The following is a 17,924-nucleotide window of genomic DNA, read 5'->3' on the forward strand; positions in this document are numbered from 1 at the left end:
GGCGCCTATGGCGCCCTTGTCAGTCCTGCGGCGATTAAATGCGATCGGCGTGGTGCAACACCACGAACTTGTCCCACAGCTGTTCGTTGCTCTCGCGGTGCTGCGGATCGGTAATGATGGTGTTGTCGATCGGGCAGACCTGCTGACAGGTCGGCGTATCGTAATGGCCGACGCACTCGGTGCAGCGGTCGGTATCTATCTGATAAATTTCATCGCCCATCGAAATTGCCTGGTTCGGGCATTCCGGCTCGCACATGTCGCAGTTGATGCATTTCTTGGTAATCAGCAGTGCCATTGTCAGTTATCTTTCCATCGGTGTGCTCGGGCTGGCGCGCAATCTATCATAGAATCGCCGCGCAACGGGCACTTTTTCGTCATCTTACCGCTTAGGGTAACTCAGGCGGATCGTCAGCCAACTGATCGAAATCAACCATTCTCTGCCCGTCAAACACCCAGCGTTTATCTGCATCTGCGATACGTATCGTAGGCATCACTTCGGGATGGGCAATCCGTATTCCCGCCTCTTGGGCAAACAACCCGATAAAATCGAACGCGCTTAAGGGATCATCAATGATCTGGTGCTGTTGGTCGCGATCGCTCAGCACCAGCAACGGCACCTGGTAATTCTGCCGGGTATCGCCGCTGTGGCGTAAAGAACGCCCACCGCCGATATCCTTGTGGGAAAGGCCGTGATCGGAGAAATAGAACAGTTTAAACGGTGTGCCACTCTGTTTCAGGCTGTGATAAACCTGCTCGATAAAACGGTCGGTCTTGCGGTAGGTAGAGAGATAGCAGGCCAGTTCCTTATTCGGCGACTCGACGCTCGGCGGTTCGCCGTTAAGCCGCTCGCAAAAGTCGGCGTGCGAGCCCATCAGATGCAGCACATACAGATTGCCTTGTCCCTGGCGACGCAATAATGGGTCAAATATCGGCAGCAGCGCATCGTCATCGGTATTGCGCGATTGGAAGTCGCCTTTCTTCAGGAAATAATGGCTATCGCTGAACATGGCGATTTTTGATACCGGCGTATCGAATTGTCCGAACATGCCCTGATTGGACAGCCAGTGGGTTTTGAGACCGGCGGCTTTTGCCAGGGTGATGATATTATCTCCGATGGCAATGTTGTGGCCGTTGCTCAAAGCCAGCGTGCGAGGAAGCGATTCGAACGTATTTGGCGCAGTGGAAATATAATTGCTGTAAAATCGTCCATTGGCATTATCCAGAAACGGCGTAGTGGACACCGGATAATCAAATAAGGACATATGATCCTTGCGCATACTTTCGCCGACGATAATGACATAGTTTTCATTCGTCGGTGCGCCTGCGGTTATTGACCAAGTATCTGGTGTTGTAGCACCGGCACTTAATTCATCAACCTGCTGTTGGTATTGATAGTAAGCCGAGTAGAGGGATAAAAAGAAGTCAGGCAATTTAAGATTCGCCACACCGCCATTGAAGGCTCTGGCGATAATGATAACCATCAGCAGGGCTAGCAAGGGAAGTATAGTTTTTTTTGAAATGGCTTGCCGCCAAATAAATAGGCCGAGAATGGCCAGCATAACCAGAATGGCGGCGGGCAGCAGATAACAACTGGCCGGCAGGGTCTGCAAAAACTCCCTCGCTTCTATGAGGTTGGTTTGTAACAGGGCGGACATCACGGCAGCGGAAGGGGTACCGTAAATGGCCCCGACCGGCGCATACAGCGCGCACAGCAGAATAAACGGAATAATCAGGCCGTATCGGGTAAGTGAATGAATAGATAATAATAGCAAAGTAAGCGCAATAAAAAGAATATCAATACCTTTTCCACCGCTGTATCCCATCGCCTTGATTAGAATCAATGCAGTAATGACATAGAGCAAAAAGGTACGCAGAATCGGATGCGTCACGGAATGCCGCAACTTATCTAAAATAACAGTGTGTGTATTCATAATGGTATCGTTAAATAATGCTGTCCATGCACGCTCAATTATTGATCGATAATTGAGCAGGTCACCGCCCGCACATTATTTTTCGAATGCAGAGAAGGGAAATAATTGAACTGGCGGCGTTTTATCGGCCGCCATTATACGCGTCAAACCAACTTTTTCATTAACTGTTCGCTGTGCTTGATGCGATCGCGGGCATGATCGAGATCGTGCTGGATCAATGCCATAAACAGCAGGTCGGTGAGGGCGAACTGGGCGGTGCTGGAGGAGATGGCCGCGCTGCGGGTATGGGGCTCTTCGGCGATGGTATAGAGACAGTGGTCCGCGCGCTGCTGCAGACCATTGGGCGAGAAACTGGTCAACGCCAACACCCTGGCGCCGGCCTGGCGCGCCTCTTCCGCTGCCAGATTGATTTCACGCCGTTCACCGCTGAAGGAGATCGCCAGCAGCAGATCGCGCTTGTCCAGCGCCTGCACCGCTGCCAGCTGAACGTGCATGTCCGCTTCGGCCACCGCCATCACGCCGATTTTCAGCAGCTTGAAGGAAAAATCCTTGGCCACCAGCCCGGAGGCGCCGATGCCGATCAGCATCACCCGGCGCGCCTGGCGCAGCATATCCAGCGCCTGATGCAGCCGCTCTTCGCTGTTGATGTCCAGCGTCGCGCGCAGCGCCGCCTGCTTTTCCGCCAATAGCTTTTCACCGACGGTTTTCAGCGTGTCGCTGCTGAGGATGTGGTTGTGGACGGTCACTACCGGTTCTGCCTGCGGCTGGGCCAGCGTTTCGCTCAGCGCCAGCTTCAGCGCCGGGAAACCTTTATAGCCCAGTTTTTGGGCGAACTTGACCACGCTCGACTGGCTGATGCCGGCCAACTGGGCCAGCTTTTGCGAGCTGAGATGGCGCGCCTGCTCGGCGTTATTCAGCAAAAAGTCCGCCAGCTTGCGGTCGTTTTGCGCCAGTGTCGGATACATCTGGCGAATGCGCAGAAGGGTACTCATTGTTCTTTCCCTGGAAACCAGCGGCCATTTTGCCATGCAGAGGGCGAAAACGCGCGGTGAAAATTTTTGTGAGCTCACCGTTAAAATAGCAAATAGCGCTCGCTTTGTTGAATAAAATATTCAAATATTGATTTAATTTTGTGAATTAAAAATTCAAAGGTGAACAGATGAACTTAGGCGCACTGGTATCGGAAACCCGCAACCCGGCCACCATGGGGCTGGATGAGATGTCGACGTTGGACATGGTCCGCTGCTTTAACCAGGAAGACCGCAAGGTGCCGGAGGCGATTGAAAAGGTGCTGCCGGCGATTGCGCAGGCGGTCGATTTGGCTGCGGCGGCGCTGAAGGCCGGCGGCCGGCTGATTTATTTGGGCGCCGGCACCAGCGGCCGCCTGGGCGTATTGGATGCCTCCGAGTGCCCGCCGACCTTCGGCGTGCCGCACGGCGTGGTGGTGGGGCTGATCGCCGGCGGGCCGGGCGCGCTGCTCAAAGCGGTGGAGGGGGCGGAAGACGACGAGGCCCTGGGCGAAGCCGATCTCCGGGCGCTGAACCTCACCGCCGTCGATATGGTGGTGGGGTTGGCGGCCTCCGGGCGCACGCCTTATGTGATTGGCGCACTGCGCTATGCACGCGGGCTGGGCTGCCCGACGGCGGCCATCTCCTGCAACCCGGATTCGCCGATTGCGCACGAAGCGCAGGTGGCGATTTCGCCGGTGGTGGGGCCAGAGGCGCTGACCGGTTCGACGCGCCTGAAATCCGGCACCGCGCAGAAACTGGTGCTCAACATGCTGTCGACCGGCGCGATGGTCAAGCTGGGCAAGGTCTACCAGAACCTGATGGTGGATGTGAAGGCCACCAACGTCAAACTGGTGGATCGCGCCTGCCGCATCGTGGTGGAGGCCACCGGTGCAGAACGCGCTCAGGCGGAGGCGGCGCTGGCGCAGACCGGTTTTGAGGTTAAACCGGCGATCCTGATGATCTTGGCCGGCGTCAGCGCTGAAGAGGCGCAGCAGCGGCTGCAGCGGCACGACGGCTACCTGCGCGCGGCGTTGGTGCGTTAATTGACGGTGGGGGTGGCGATGGACAAGACAACGGCATTGGCGACACAGATCTTGGCGGGTGTGGGGGGCGAGGGCAATATCCTCAAACTGGAGAACTGCATGACGCGGGTGCGCGTTGAGGTCAGCGACGAGCAGCGTCTGGACCTGGCCGCCCTCAAGCAGCTGCCCGGCGTGAAAGGCTATATCAAACAGGGTGAGCAGCATCAGTTTATCGTCGGCCCGGGCGCCGCCGCCAAGGTGGTGGACGCCATGCGCGGGCTGTTGAGCGGCAATGCACAGCCCGCTGCCGCCGTCGGTGATGCGGCGCGCACCAAGGCGCAGGCTAAGCAAAAATACGCTGCGCCGATGAGCGGCGCGCTGAAAAAGCTGGCCGATGTCTTTATTCCGCTGATCCCGGCGTTTATCGCCTCGGGGCTGATCACCGGCATCATCAACCTGCTGAAACGGCCCGACATCGCCGGTCAGTTGGCCGTGGACTACCCGAACGTGCTGGGGCTGCTGGCGATATTCGGCAGCGCGGTATTCGCCATCATGAACATTCTGGTTGGGGTGAACGCCGCGCGGGTGTTCGGCGGCTCACAGGCGATGGGCGGCGTGATGGCCGGGATCCTCTCCAGCCCTGCGCTGGCGCAGATCACGTTGTTCGGCGAGGCGCTGCAGCCGGGGCGCGGCGGGGTGATCGCCGTGCTGCTGGTGGTGGCGTTGATGTGCTGGGTGGAGAAACGCCTGCGTACGCTGTTGCCGGAGTCGGTCGAACTGATCCTTAACCCACTGCTGACCACGCTGGTCACCGCCTCGTTGGCGATCCTGATCCTGCAGCCGGTCGGGGGGGTTATTTCCGATGCCATCGCCCACGGCGCCAATCTGGCGATCGACAAGGGCGGGCTGCTTGTCGGGGCGCTGCTCTCGGGGCTGTTCCTGCCGCTGGTGCTCTCCGGCCTGCATCAGGGGCTGGTGCCGATCCACGTCGAGCTGGTGCAGGCGCACGGTTCCAACCCGCTGCTGCCGATCCTGGCGATGGCCGGCGTCGGTCAGGTGGGGGCGGCGCTGGCGGTGCTGTTGAAAACCCGCAATGCGCGGCTGAAGAAGGTGATCAAAGGGGCGTTGCCGGTCGGCATTCTCGGCATCGGCGAGCCGCTGATCTTCGGGGTGACGCTGCCGCTGGGGCGGCCGTTTATCGGCGCCTGCCTCGGCGGTGCGGTCGGCGGCGCGCTGATCAGCTACTGGAAGGTGGCGACGGTCATCACCTTCGGCATTTCGGGGCTGCCTTTGGCGTTGACCATCGTCTCAGGTAAGGTGATGTTGTATCTGGCGGGGATGCTGATTACGATTATCGCCGGTTTTCTCTTCACCTGGATGATGGGGTTCAACGATCCCGAGGAGTAGCGTTTGAGCGACAAGCAGCAACCATCGGCCGCAGAAGGGCGCCGCGTGGTCTTTTTCGATCTGGACGGCACTCTGCATCAGGAGGATATGTTCGGCAGTTTCTTGCGCTTCCTGCTGCGCCGTTTACCGCTGAATCTGCTGCTGGTGATACCGCTGTTGCCATTGATTGGCCTGGCGCTGTTGCTGCTGGGGCGCGCCGCGCGCTGGCCGATGAGCCTGTTGCTGTGGGCGATCACCTTCGGGCGCTCCGAAGCGACGCTGAAGGCGTTGGAGCGGCAGTTTATCGAGGTTTTCCGCCAGAAGGTGACCGCGTTTCCGGTGGTGCAAATGCGCTTGCGGCAGTATTTGGATGAGCACGATGCCGAGGTGTGGCTGATTACCGGCTCGCCGGAGCAACTGGTGGCGCAGGTCTATCGGGATTCGGCGTTTCTGCCGCGGGTGCGATTGGTCGGCAGCCGCATCGCGCGCCGCTATGGCGGCTGGGTGCTGACCTTGCGCTGTCTGGGCGTACAAAAAGTGGTGCAGCTGGAGCAACGGCTCGGTGCGCCGCTGAAGCTGTACAGCGGTTACAGCGACAGCAAGCAGGATAACCCGCTGCTGTTTTTTTGCGAACACCGCTGGCGGGTAAGCAAGCAGGGCGAGCTGCAGCAGCTGGAATAAACAAAGGGCGGAGAATTCCGCCCTTTGCTGTTATCGCTACCGCGATCAGTCGTCGGTTACGTCGTGCGGTTTGCGCCCCAGTTGCCAAATCTTCTCCGCATAATGCCCCAACGCCCACAGACTCAGACCGAGCAGCGCGAAGAAAATCGCCTTCGGCATGCTGTCCCAGAAAAACTCGAACAGGCGGGTATAGAGGTTGATGCCGAGGAATGTCAGCCCGAAACCGCGCAGCATGGCGTCGTCATGCTTCAACCCCAGCCAGATGGCGGCGAGGGCGGCCAGCCCGAACAGCAGGCTCCAGTGGAACAGCTCAATCTGGCGCGCGCGGTACCAGCTGTCGAGATCGCCGTAGTTGCCAAAGATGGATAGCAGCCACAGCGCGATGAACAGGTACAGCAGGCCCATCGCCAGCGACACCCGCTGCAGGCCGCGCTGCGCCAACAGCGGCCGCAGCAGCAATGCGGCGGCGATCAGCACCGCGCCGAAGGCGATAAAGCGAATCGGGTAGCTCATGCCGAGCCAGTAGGCGCCCCAGCCGGACAGGTAGCCGGTTTCGGCGCCGAAGGCATTGCCGAGCGACAGCAGGGCGAACCACCACACCAGCCCGGAGCGGCTGAACCAGCCGATCGCGCCGTACAGCAGCGCGGCGACCAGCAGCAGTACGGAAACCCGGCCGCTGCCGTTATCCAGCCAGACCCCCAACTGCCATAAGGCGCAGGCGGTGAGCAACACGGCGACAAACAGCGCCGCCTCATTGCCGTAGCGTTTTTCCGGGTGCCGTTGGCGGCGGCGCAGCGCCCAGACGTAGGCCAGCGCCGCCAGTGCGCCGGCGATCGCCATGCGCACCGGCGCGTCGAAGCGGAACAGTTCGCTCAGCCATTCAAGCAGTGCGCTGTCGGCGAACAGGCTGGTGACGGCGATCAGCAACGAGGCCAGCGCGGCGAGAAACGCATAGCGCGCCAGCCGCCGCCAGTCGAAAGGCTGCACGTCCACATGCTGCAGCAGTTGCTGCCGTTGTTCGGGCGTCAAGGCGCCTTCCCCAACCCAGCCGTCCAGCGCCTTGCGCACCACGGTGGCGTTCTTTTTACTGAGTTTCATGTTTCTTGTCCCTGAATCACACGCTGATTCGGCCAGTATAGCCATTGGCGGGCGGCTACGACAAAGGGAGGCTAGTGTGTATAATGCCCGCCGCAAAAGCGCACGAGGAATTATGCGATGACTGAATATAACGATGAGTACTGGATGCGTCAGGCATTGCAGCTGGCCCTGCGCGCACAGGAAGAGGGCGAGGTGCCGGTGGGTGCGCTACTGGTGCTGGACAATCAGGTCATCGGCGAGGGCTGGAACCGCCCGATCGGTCGACACGATCCAACCGCGCACGCCGAGATCATGGCGCTGCGCCAGGGCGGCGCGGTGCTGCAAAACTACCGCTTGTTGAACGCCACGCTGTACGTCACGCTGGAGCCCTGCGTGATGTGCGCCGGTGCGATGGTGCACAGCCGTATCCGCCGGTTGGTGTATGGCGCCGCCGACGAGAAAACCGGCGCGGCCGGTTCGCTGGTGGACATTTTGCGCCACCCGGGCATGAACCATCAGGTGGAGATCGTCTCGGGCGTGCTGGCGGACGAATGCGCCGCCACCCTGAGCAATTTCTTCCGCCTGCGCCGCGAACAGAAAAAAGCGCTCAAGCTGGCGCAGCGGGCGGCGGATAAGCCGGAATAATCAGTAGTTGAGCGCCAGTTCCGGCATCACCGTCGGATAGCCTTTCCCCAACGCTTCCTGCTCGGCGGCCGCTTGCGCCGCCTTTCTCTCTTTTTCCTGCAGATAACCCACCAGGCTGACCTGGTAGCGGCGGATGTTCTCTACATAGTTGTAGGCTTCACGCCCGCGCGCATAGCCGTAGGTCAGCTGCGGGTAGTAGCGCTTTTGGCTGAGCATCGGCAGGCGCTGTTTGACGTCGACCCAGCTGTCCGGATTGCCTTTTTGCGTTTTGGTCAGCTTGCGTGCGTCCAGCATATGGCCCCAGCCCATGTTGTAGGCCGCCAGCGAGAACCAGATGCGTTCGTCTTCCGGCACGCTGTCCGGCACCTTGGCCATCAGTCGCTGCAGGTAGAGCGCGCCGCCCTGAATGCTCTCTTCCGGATCGAGGCGGTCGTTGACCCCCAGGCCGTCGGCGGTGGCGCGGGTCAGCATCATCAGGCCGCGCACGCCGGTGGGGGAGGTGGCCTGCGGATTCCAGTGCGATTCCTGATAGGCGATGGCCGCCAGCAGCTTCCAGTCGATCTCGTTGGCGTGCTTCTCGAACAGCGGGCGGAAGTTGGGCAGCACCGAGTCGATGGCCGACAGGAAGGTTTTGGTGTCCACATAGTCGAAGCTGCCGACGTGGCCGAGGTATTTCTCCTCTAGCCGCGCCAGGGTGCCGTCGTCCACCATTTGACTGTAGAAATCCAGCATCGCTGCGTACAGGCTGTCGTCGCCGTCACGTTTGAGATACCAGGTTACCGGCTCTTCGTCGGTGACGTCGAACGCCACCGCCAGCTGCGGATGGATGCGCTGCAGCAGCGCGATGGTCACCGAATCGCCGAGGGTGTAGTCCAGCTTGCCGTCGGCAACCCGCTCCAGCAGCTCTTTGGAGGTGAGATCGCTGGAGGACTCCCAGGTGAGATCCGGGTATTTATCCTGCTTGAGCTGTTTTAGCGTGCTGACGTGCGCGGAACCGGAGGCGACCGCCAGCTTGCCTTTGATGTCGGCGAAGCTTTTCGGCCGCGGGGTGCCCAGTCGGTACACCAGCTGTTGGGAAACAGAGTAGTAGGCCGGGCCGGTGCGTGCGCGGCTCAGGCGTTCCTGGTTGTAGATAAGGCCTGCCGCCAGCAGGTCGGCGTCGTCGTCGTCCAGATCGTCGAACAGGTCATTGATGTTCTGATGGGGGATCACCACCAGCTTCACCCCGAGGTAGTTGGCGAAGCGCTTGGCCAGTTCGTAGTCGAGCCCACCCGGCCCTTGCTTGGTGTTGAAATAGGTCAGCGGGGAGTTCAGCGTGCTGATACGCAACTCGCCGCGGGAAATGATCTCCTGGAGTTGCCCGCCCTGGCCGCTGCGCCAGGTGATATTGGGCCACAGCGCGAGAGCCAGAAGCAGGGTGACAACGCCGATGAGGATGTAGTTTATTTTAAGACGTTTCAAATAGTTATCCAGTGGTGGCACAGGTACACCGGCGACGACAACCGCGACTTTTCTCATGGTTAAATCACCAGTGCGGGGGGCATTTTGCGCAACAAAACGCCAGTGTGCAACTTTATTGACACGTTATGACAATTCGTCGGTGCGGCACGCTTTTATCAATAATCCCTACGCAAACGGTTTCGTCGGCGGCGAGGATTCTCTATAATGACGCGCGTTTTCCCCTGTTGCGCCCAATGAAGCGTCTTATCCGTCGCTTCGAAGACGAGAGAACTTTGATTATGGAAATTCTGCGTGGTTCGCCCGCTTTATCGGCTTTTCGCATTACCAAACTGCTGTCCCGCTGCCAGGACGCTCACCTGCCCGTCAGTGATATCTACGCCGAGTACGTCCACTTTGCCGATGTTAGTGCACCGCTGAGTGCCGAAGAACACGCCAAGCTTCAGCGTCTGCTCAAGTACGGTCCTTCTCTCGCCGAACACGCTCCCGAAGGCCGGTTGCTGCTGGTTACGCCGCGTCCGGGCACCATTTCTCCCTGGTCTTCCAAAGCCACCGATATTGCCCACAACTGCGGTTTGCAACAGGTGCTGCGGTTGGAACGCGGCCTGGCGTTCTACGTCATGGCACCCGAGCTGACGGAAACCCAGTGGCGCCAGCTCGCCGCGCTGCTGCACGATCGCATGATGGAAACCGTCTTCAGCGAGCTGCAACAGGCCGAACAGCTGTTCGCGCACCATCAGCCGGCGCCGTATCAGTCGGTCGATGTGCTGGGCGCAGGGCGCACCGCGCTGGAGCAGGCCAACGTCCGGCTCGGCCTGGCGCTGGCGCAGGACGAGATCGACTACCTGCTGAATGCCTTTACCGGTTTGGGGCGCAACCCGACGGATATCGAACTCTATATGTTCGCGCAGGCCAACTCCGAGCACTGCCGCCACAAGATTTTCAACGCCGACTGGATCATCGACGGCGAACAGCAGCCTAAATCGCTGTTCAAAATGATCAAGAACACCTATGAGCAGACGCCGGACTACGTGCTGTCGGCGTATAAAGACAACGCCGCCGTGATGGAAGGCTCGCAGGTCGGTCGCTTCTTCGCCGCGCCGGAGAACGGCACGTACGATTACCATCAGGAAGACGCGCACATCCTGATGAAGGTAGAAACCCACAACCACCCGACGGCGATCTCACCGTGGCCGGGCGCCGCGACCGGCTCCGGCGGCGAGATCCGCGACGAGGGCGCCACCGGCCGCGGCGCCAAGCCGAAGGCCGGCCTGGTGGGCTTCTCGGTGTCCAACCTGCGCATTCCCGGCTTTGAACAGCCGTGGGAGCAGGATTTCGGCAAGCCGGAACGCATCGTCACCGCGCTGGATATCATGACCGAAGGCCCGCTGGGCGGCGCGGCATTCAACAACGAATTCGGTCGTCCGGCGCTGCTGGGCTACTTCCGTACCTATGAAGAGCGCGTCAACAGCCATAACGGCGTTGAGCTGCGCGGCTATCACAAACCGATCATGCTGGCGGGCGGTATCGGCAACATCCGCGCCGATCACGTGCAGAAAGGGGAAATCACCGTCGGCGCCAAGCTGGTGGTGCTGGGCGGCCCGGCGATGAATATCGGCCTGGGCGGTGGCGCAGCCTCGTCGATGGCGTCAGGCCAGTCCGATGCCGATCTGGACTTCGCTTCGGTGCAGCGCGACAACCCAGAAATGGAGCGCCGCTGTCAGGAAGTGATTGACCGCTGCTGGCAGCTGGGCGACCAGAACCCGATCCTGTTTATCCATGACGTCGGTGCCGGCGGCCTGTCCAACGCCATGCCGGAGCTGGTGAGCGACGGCGGCCGCGGTGGCCGCTTCGAGCTGCGCGATATCCTCAACGACGAGCCGGGCATGAGCCCGCTGGAAGTGTGGTGCAACGAATCGCAGGAACGTTACGTGATGGCGATTGCCCCGGCGCAGATGGCACAGTTCGACGAGATTTGCCGCCGCGAGCGCGCACCTTATGCGGTGATCGGCGAAGCGACCGAAGAACAGCACCTGACGCTGAACGACCGCCACTTCGACAACCAGCCGATCGACATGCCGCTGGACGTGTTGCTCGGCAAGACGCCGAAAATGACCCGCGACGTGACCCGCCTGCAGGCGCATGGCGAGGCGGTGCAGCGTGAGAACATCACGCTGGCCGACGCGGTGAAACGCGTGCTGCATTTGCCGGCCGTTGCGGAGAAAACCTTCCTGATCACCATCGGCGACCGCACCGTTACCGGCATGGTGGCGCGTGACCAGATGGTCGGCCCGTGGCAGATCCCGGTGGCCGACTGTGCGGTCACCACCGCCAGCCTGGACAGCTATTACGGCGAAGCGATGTCGCTCGGCGAACGCGCGCCGGTGGCGCTGCTGGACTTCGCCGCCTCCGGCCGCCTGGCGGTCGGGGAAGCGCTGACCAACCTGGCCGCCACGGAAATCGGCAGTCTGAAGCGCGTGAAGCTGTCCGCCAACTGGATGGCCGCCGCCGGCCACCCGGGTGAAGACGCCGGCCTGTACGAAGCGGTGAAAGCGGTGGGCGAAGAGCTGTGCCCGGCGCTGGGCATCACCATTCCGGTGGGTAAAGACTCCATGTCGATGAAAACCCGCTGGCAGGAAGGCAATGAACAGCGTGAAATGACCTCGCCGCTGTCGCTGGTCATCACCGCCTTCGCCCGCGTGGAAGACGTGCGCCACACCGTGACGCCACAATTGCGCACCGATAAGGGCGACAGCGCGCTGCTGTTGATCGACCTGGGCAACGGCCATAACGCGCTGGGCGCCACCGCGCTGGCGCAGGTTTACCGCCAACTGGGCGACAAACCTGCCGACGTGCGCAACGTTGCGCAGCTGGCGGGCTTCTTCAACGCCATGCAGCAGCTGGTGGCCGATCGCGCGCTGCTGGCTTACCACGATCGCGCCGACGGCGGCCTGCTGGTGACGCTGGCGGAGATGGCCTTCGCCGGTCACTGCGGCGTAGAGGTTAACCTCGATGGCCTCGGCGACGATGCGCTGGCGGTGCTGTTCAACGAAGAGCTGGGCGCGGTAATCCAGGTGAGCGCCGAACGCCTCGACGACGTGAAGCGGGCGTTCGCGCAGCACGGTCTGACCGACAACGTGCATCACATCGGCAGCGTGCAGGCCGGCGATCGTTTCGTCATCACCCAGCACGGCAAGGCGCTGTACAGCGAAAGCCGCAATACGCTGCGCACCTGGTGGGCGGAAACCACCTGGCAGATGCAGCGCCTGCGCGATAACCCGGCGTGCGCCGATCAGGAACATCAGGCCAAGCAGGATGAACAAGATCCTGGCCTGAACGTGAAACTGACCTTCGCACCCGAGGAAGACATCGCCGCGCCGTACATCGCCAAGGGCGCTCGCCCGAAAGTGGCGGTGCTGCGCGAGCAGGGGGTGAACTCCCACGTTGAAATGGCGGCGGCGTTCCACCGCGCCGGCTTTGACGCGGTGGACGTGCACATGAGCGATCTGCTGGCCGGGCGCCGCGATCTGCAGGACTTCCACACGCTGGTGGCCTGCGGCGGCTTCTCTTACGGCGACGTACTGGGTGCTGGCGAAGGCTGGGCGAAGTCTATCCTGTTCAACGAGCGGGTGCGTGACGAGTTTGAGGCGTTCTTCCACCGTCCGCAGACGCTGGCGCTGGGCGTATGCAACGGCTGCCAGATGATGTCCAACCTGCGCGAGCTGATCCCGGGCGCCGAACACTGGCCGCGCTTCGTGCGCAACCTGTCGGATCGCTTCGAGGCGCGCTTCAGCCTGGTGGAAGTGGCGGCCAGCCCGTCGCTGTTCATGCAGGGCATGACCGGTTCGCGCATGCCGATCGCCGTTTCCCACGGTGAAGGGCACGTCGAAGTGCGCGATGCGGCGCATCTGGCGGCGCTGGAAAGCCATGGTCTGGTGGCGCTGCGTTTCGTCAACAATGCCGGTCAGGTGACGGAAGCTTACCCGGCTAACCCGAACGGTTCGCCGAACGGCATTACCGCCGTAACCAGCGCCAACGGACGCGCCACGGTGATGATGCCGCACCCGGAACGCGTGTTCCGCACGGTGAGCAACTCCTGGCACCCGGAAGAGTGGGGCGAGGACAGCCCGTGGATGCGCATGTTCCGCAACGCCCGTAAGCAGCTGGGCTAAAAACGGCCACCACCGTACAGAGGGCGCAAGCAATTGCGCCCTTTTTTATGGCCGGCGTTCGCCGACTGGCGGCAGTGTCTGCATTTTGCGACAGGCGCCATTTTTCCTGTCGCTAAATGGAGACATTTAACTGTTTGATTTTATTGATGGTAAGCGGGTTTGGCTTTAGTTGTCTGCATTTGGCGACAGCGCGGCGTTTTTTTCATCACTCATCGGTGCGTGATGCGCAAAGAAATTTGCTGATATAATTTTATTTTTTAATAAAATCATGTGATTATAATTTTAATTGCAAAGTTGGCACGCAGCGTGCATTATTCTCGTCAGTTGCTCATTCAACTTTTTATGACGGCGCCGTCATTAGACGGCAAATCGCCTCATAAGCCTCCGAATGATGCCAAAGAAATGGTGCCTATCGTCCAACTAAACCGATAACAGACCGTGCAAGCGGCTTTATCAAGCATCGGGCGACACGTGGAGTGAGGCACCGCCTGTATCCAACTGTGATGAAGGGTTCATCAATCCTGGATACTTACGGATGCTATTCGTCCTGTTCGATGCCAGCCGCTGCGCTACATCACCCTGGGGACGAGGTTCAAGGGCATCCACACTTTCCTTGCGTTGGGGCAAGTTTCTTGCCCCGATGTCAATTCTCAACGCTGCGCTTATCCCTGTTTCGTTGCCTATGCCCTCGAACGCAGACGTTCTCCCTATACTCTCGCTTTCGCACCGGTTGATGCTGCCGGGGCCGCATGTCGTCGGCAGGCCAGGCCTATGGGCGCGGTTCACCGATCCCACGGTTTTTTCCTGGCGCGTTCAGGATTCTCCCTTGCCGGGCTTTTCTCTTTCCGGCGAGTCAGTTAGCATCGTGACAGAGCTGAGAGAATGAGATGATTTCGTTGAAAAAATGGCGTTTATTCCCCCGTTCGCTGCGGCAATTGGTGCTGCTGGCCTTTCTGTTGGTGCTGCTGCCGCTGCTGGTACTGGCCTATCAGGCCTACCAGAGTCTGGATCACCTCAGCGCGCAGGCGGCGGACATCAACCGCACCACGCTGGTGGACGCGCGGCGCAGCGAGGCGATGACCAGCGTGGCGCTGGAGATGGAGCGCAGCTACCGTCAGTACTGCGTGCTGGTCGATCCTACGCTGCAGAAGCTGTACCAGAACCAGCGCAAGCAGTATTCGCAGATGCTGGACGCCCACGCGCCGATTCTGCCGGACGAGCGCTACTACCAAACGCTGCGTCAGTTGCTGACCCAGCTGGCGGCGATCAAATGCCATAACAGCGGGCCGGACCAAGAGGCTTCGGCCTTGCTCGAATCGTTCTCCCGTTCCAACGCCGAAATGGTGCAGGCCACGCGCGCGGTGGTGTTCTCGCGCGGCCAGCAGCTGCAGCAGGCCATCGCCGAGCGTGGCCAGTTCTTCGGCTGGCAGGCGCTGCTGCTGTTCCTGGTCAGCGTGCTGCTGGTGGTGCTGTTTACCCGCATGATCATCGGGCCGGTCAAAGCCGTGGAACGGATGATCAACCGCCTGGGGGAAGGGCGCGCGTTGGGCAGCACTGCATCGTTCAAAGGGCCGCGCGAGCTGCGTTCGCTGGCGCAGCGCATCATCTGGCTGAGCGAGCGGCTGGCGTGGCTGGAATCGCAGCGCCACGAATTCTTGCGCCATATCTCGCACGAGTTGAAAACGCCGCTGGCCAGCATGCGCGAAGGCACCGAGCTGCTGGCCGACGAGGTGGCGGGGCCGCTGACTTCCGATCAGAAAGAGGTGGTGACGATCCTCGACAACAGCAGTCGCCACCTGCAGCAGCTGATTGAACAGCTGCTGGATTACAACCGCAAACTGGCCGATGGCCCGGCGGAACACGAGAACGTCGAGCTGCGCGAGATGGTCGATTTGGTGGTCGCCGCGCACAGTTTGCCGGCGCGGGCGAAGATGATTTCCACCGAAATCGTGCTGGAGGCGGAAATCTGCTGGGCAGAGCCTACGCTATTAATGCGCGTGCTGGATAATCTCTACTCCAATGCGGTGCACTACGGCAAGGAATCCGGTAACATTTGGATCCGCAGCCGTCAGGTTGGACAACGGGTGCAAATCGACGTCGCCAATACCGGCACGCCGATCCCCGAGGCTGAAAGAGCCATGATTTTCGAGCCTTTTTTCCAGGGTAGTCACCAGCGAAAAGGGGCGGTAAAAGGAAGCGGACTGGGGTTGAGCATCGCTCAGGACTGTATCCGTCGCATGCGCGGTGAGCTGCAACTGGCGACGGTCGCCGGTGCAGACGTCTGCTTCCGCATTGAACTGCCGTTAACCGCCGAGAATGAATAAATAATGTACACATGGTCTAAGCGCCTTCGTCTTTCACAGACCGAACGTTCACCGCGTGCCACGCACAGAGCGCCGCTCGGCAAACGCCCGATCAGCTGGTTGGGCGCCGTCTTCTTTATGCCGCTGTTGCTGGCGGGCTGCGTCGATCGCGCCGTCAGCGGCGGCCTGAACTCTCAGCAGCAAGAGGCGATCCCGGATACCAAGGTGATCGATTACCGCACCGCGGCTTGCGATACCCTGTGGCAGTTGGACGACAAGGATGCGCTGGATAATGCGCTCTACTGGCTGCGCGCGATGGACTGCGCCGATCGCATCGGGTCGACCCAGGCGCGCGCGCTGGCGAAAACGGTGCCGGGTGACAGCTGGTCCGGCGTTTTCAAACAGAGCATCCTGCTGGGTAGCGCACAGCCGACCTCCGGCGAACGCCGCCAGATGATCGACAGGATCAACAGCTACCGGATGGAGTTCCCCGGCTCGCTGCGTCCACTGACGCAGCTGTGGCGCCAGCAGCAGATGCTGCAGATCACGCTGTTCGATGAGAAAGCGCGCTATCAGCATCTGCAGGAGAGCAGCGACAGCCAGATCGATTCGCTGCGCCAGAGCCAGGCGCGTTTGCAATCGCAGCTGCAGGACACCTCGCGCAAGCTGGAAAACCTGACCGACATCGAGCGCCAGCTCTCTTCGCGCAAGCAGTTGCAAGGGGAAATCCCGGACAACGGCGCGGGCTCCCAAAAGGGCGAAGCCGCCGGTAAAAACGGCGCGGCCGCCAAAGGGGCTGAGCCGCAGGACGAGCCGGAAAAGGGCACCGCGCTGCCGGTTGAACCGGAAGACACCTATACGCCGCCCCCTGCCAATAAGGAGTCCCACGCGCAATGACCGCACGCAAACCGGCCAACCTGTTATTGGTTGACGACGATCCCAGCCTGCTGAAGCTGCTGGGCATGCGCCTGACCAGTGAAGGTTTTCACGTCACCACCGCCGAAAGCGGCCAGGAAGCGCTGCGCCTGCTGGCGCGCGAACAGATCGATCTGGTGATCAGCGATCTGCGTATGGACGAGATGGACGGCATGGCGCTGTTCGCCGAGATCCAAAAACATCAGCCGGGCATGCCGGTGATCATTCTCACCGCGCACGGTTCGATTCCCGATGCGGTGGCCGCCACCCAGCAAGGGGTGTTCAGCTTCCTCACCAAACCGGTGGATCGCGATGCGCTGTACAAGGCCATCGACGAGGCGCTCGCGCTGTCGGCCACCCCGGCCGGCGACGAGGCCTGGCGGGAAGACATCGTCACCCGCAGCCCGCTGATGCTGCGCCTGCTGGAGCAGGTGAAAATGGTGGCGCAGTCCGACGTCAGCGTATTGATCAACGGCCAGAGCGGCACCGGCAAAGAGGTGGTGGCGCAGGCGATCCACGCCGCCAGCCCGCGCGCCGGCAAGGCGTTCATCGCCATCAACTGCGGCGCGCTGCCGGAGCAGCTGCTGGAGTCCGAACTGTTCGGCCACGCCAAGGGCGCCTTTACCGGCGCGGTCAGCAGCCGCGAAGGGCTGTTCCAGGCGGCGGCGGGCGGCACGCTGTTCCTCGACGAAATCGGCGATATGCCGCTGTCGCTGCAGGTGAAGTTGCTGCGCGTGCTGCAGGAGCGCAAGGTGCGGCCGCTGGGCAGCAACCGCGATCTGGACATCGACGTGCGCATCATCTCCGCCACCCACCGCGATCTGCAAAAGGCGATGGCGAAGAACGAGTTCCGCGAGGATCTCTACTACCGCCTCAACGTGGTGAACCTGAAGATCCCGGCGCTCAACGAGCGCGCCGAAGACATTCCGCTGCTGGCCAACCACCTGTTGCGCGAAGCGGCTCAGCGGCACAAGCCGTTCGTGCGCAGCTTCTCGACCGACGCCATGAAGCGGCTGATGACCGCCAGCTGGCCGGGCAACGTGCGTCAGCTGGTCAACGTCATCGAGCAGTGCGTGGCGCTGACCTCGGCGCCGGTGATCAGCGAAGCCCTGGTGGAGCAAGCGCTGGAAGGGGAAAACACCGCGCTGCCGACCTTTGCCGAAGCGCGCAACCAGTTTGAGTTGCACTACCTGCGCAAGCTGCTGCAGATCACCAAGGGCAACGTGACCCAGGCCGCACGCATGGCGGGCCGCAACCGCACCGAGTTTTACAAATTGCTGTCGCGTCACGAGCTGGACGCCAACGATTTCAAAGAATGACAGAT

The 17,924-nt window shown here is 61.0% G+C and carries 13 protein-coding genes; 8 read left to right on the forward strand and 5 right to left on the reverse strand.

All coding sequences use genetic code 11. The features are described from left to right. Positions 1-34: 34 nt before the first annotated feature. The 3 genes from ACJ8IL_RS14605 to ACJ8IL_RS14615 form a co-directional block, all read right to left on the reverse strand. A complete protein-coding gene (locus tag ACJ8IL_RS14605; protein ID WP_025303942.1) occupies positions 35-295 on the reverse strand; it encodes a YfhL family 4Fe-4S dicluster ferredoxin in 261 nt (86 codons plus the stop codon). Positions 296-386: 91 nt separating this feature from the next. Further along, a complete protein-coding gene (locus tag ACJ8IL_RS14610; RefSeq protein ID WP_442516626.1) occupies positions 387-1,931 on the reverse strand; it encodes a phosphoethanolamine transferase in 1,545 nt (514 codons plus the stop codon). 143 nt (positions 1,932-2,074) lie between these two features. After that, positions 2,075-2,923: a MurR/RpiR family transcriptional regulator gene (locus ACJ8IL_RS14615; protein ID WP_016929788.1), complete on the reverse strand. Its 849-nt coding sequence runs from the start codon at positions 2,921-2,923 to the stop codon at positions 2,075-2,077. Positions 2,924-3,090: 167 nt separating this feature from the next. On the opposite strand from ACJ8IL_RS14615, the gene murQ reads away from it, so the two are divergent. The 3 genes from murQ to yfhb are packed head-to-tail and all read left to right on the forward strand — an operon-like array spanning position 3,091 to position 6,030. Further along, on the forward strand, positions 3,091-3,984 hold the full coding sequence (gene murQ / locus ACJ8IL_RS14620; RefSeq protein ID WP_025303940.1) for an N-acetylmuramic acid 6-phosphate etherase: 894 nt from the start codon (positions 3,091-3,093) through the stop codon (positions 3,982-3,984). Positions 3,985-4,002: 18 nt separating this feature from the next. Further along, positions 4,003-5,370, forward strand: a complete 1,368-nt coding sequence (locus ACJ8IL_RS14625; protein WP_025303939.1) for a PTS transporter subunit EIIC — start codon at positions 4,003-4,005, stop codon at positions 5,368-5,370. 3 nt (positions 5,371-5,373) lie between these two features. Further along, positions 5,374-6,030, forward strand: a complete 657-nt coding sequence (gene yfhb / locus ACJ8IL_RS14630; protein WP_043138142.1) for a phosphatidylglycerophosphatase C — start codon at positions 5,374-5,376, stop codon at positions 6,028-6,030. A 45-nt stretch (positions 6,031-6,075) separates the two neighbouring features. Here yfhb and ACJ8IL_RS14635 read toward each other — a convergent pair whose 3' ends face one another. Then, positions 6,076-7,128 carry a DUF2157 domain-containing protein gene (locus tag ACJ8IL_RS14635; protein WP_197781156.1) on the reverse strand — a complete coding sequence of 351 codons (1,053 nt, stop codon included), beginning with the start codon at positions 7,126-7,128 and terminating at the stop codon, positions 6,076-6,078. A 117-nt stretch (positions 7,129-7,245) separates the two neighbouring features. On the opposite strand from ACJ8IL_RS14635, the gene tadA reads away from it, so the two are divergent. Continuing rightward, entirely contained in the window at positions 7,246-7,752 is a 507-nt protein-coding gene (gene tadA, locus ACJ8IL_RS14640; RefSeq protein ID WP_033644114.1) for a tRNA adenosine(34) deaminase TadA, read from the forward strand. On the opposite strand, the gene mltF is transcribed toward tadA, so the two are convergent. Then, positions 7,753-9,213 (reverse strand): membrane-bound lytic murein transglycosylase MltF, encoded by a 1,461-nt coding sequence (gene mltF / locus ACJ8IL_RS14645; protein ID WP_025303935.1) that lies wholly within the window; start codon positions 9,211-9,213, stop codon positions 7,753-7,755. Positions 9,214-9,488: 275 nt separating this feature from the next. Here mltF and purL point away from each other — a divergent pair, with 275 nt between their 5' ends. From purL to glrR, 4 genes are all read left to right on the forward strand, one after another. Beyond that, positions 9,489-13,382: a phosphoribosylformylglycinamidine synthase gene (gene purL, locus ACJ8IL_RS14650; RefSeq protein WP_197781267.1), complete on the forward strand. Its 3,894-nt coding sequence runs from the start codon at positions 9,489-9,491 to the stop codon at positions 13,380-13,382. 887 nt (positions 13,383-14,269) lie between these two features. After that, positions 14,270-15,706 carry a sensor histidine kinase gene (locus ACJ8IL_RS14655; protein WP_025303933.1) on the forward strand — a complete coding sequence of 479 codons (1,437 nt, stop codon included), beginning with the start codon at positions 14,270-14,272 and terminating at the stop codon, positions 15,704-15,706. 3 nt (positions 15,707-15,709) lie between these two features. Further along, on the forward strand, positions 15,710-16,582 hold the full coding sequence (gene qseG / locus ACJ8IL_RS14660; RefSeq protein WP_050505132.1) for a two-component system QseEF-associated lipoprotein QseG: 873 nt from the start codon (positions 15,710-15,712) through the stop codon (positions 16,580-16,582). Beyond that, a complete protein-coding gene (glrR, locus tag ACJ8IL_RS14665) occupies positions 16,579-17,919 on the forward strand; it encodes a two-component system response regulator GlrR (RefSeq protein WP_025303931.1) in 1,341 nt (446 codons plus the stop codon). Before qseG ends, glrR begins: the two co-directional genes overlap by 4 nt. Positions 17,920-17,924: the final 5 nt, after the last annotated feature.

It is taken from the genome of Serratia sp. CY47444 (assembly GCF_052168635.1).
Lineage (GTDB): Bacteria > Pseudomonadota > Gammaproteobacteria > Enterobacterales > Enterobacteriaceae > Serratia > Serratia bockelmannii.

Coding starts and splice junctions, on each gene's coding strand:
- ACJ8IL_RS14605 (WP_025303942.1), bottom strand. CDS start 295: ATGGCACTGCTGATTACCAAGAAATGCATCAACTGCGACATGTGCGAG.
- glrR (WP_025303931.1), top strand. CDS start 16,579: ATGACCGCACGCAAACCGGCCAACCTGTTATTGGTTGACGACGATCCC.
- ACJ8IL_RS14635 (WP_197781156.1), bottom strand. CDS start 7,128: ATGAAACTCAGTAAAAAGAACGCCACCGTGGTGCGCAAGGCGCTGGAC.
- qseG (WP_050505132.1), top strand. CDS start 15,710: ATGTACACATGGTCTAAGCGCCTTCGTCTTTCACAGACCGAACGTTCA.
- ACJ8IL_RS14625 (WP_025303939.1), top strand. CDS start 4,003: ATGGACAAGACAACGGCATTGGCGACACAGATCTTGGCGGGTGTGGGG.
- murQ (WP_025303940.1), top strand. CDS start 3,091: ATGAACTTAGGCGCACTGGTATCGGAAACCCGCAACCCGGCCACCATG.
- tadA (WP_033644114.1), top strand. CDS start 7,246: ATGACTGAATATAACGATGAGTACTGGATGCGTCAGGCATTGCAGCTG.
- ACJ8IL_RS14615 (WP_016929788.1), bottom strand. CDS start 2,923: ATGAGTACCCTTCTGCGCATTCGCCAGATGTATCCGACACTGGCGCAA.
- ACJ8IL_RS14655 (WP_025303933.1), top strand. CDS start 14,270: ATGATTTCGTTGAAAAAATGGCGTTTATTCCCCCGTTCGCTGCGGCAA.
- ACJ8IL_RS14610 (WP_442516626.1), bottom strand. CDS start 1,931: ATGAATACACACACTGTTATTTTAGATAAGTTGCGGCATTCCGTGACG.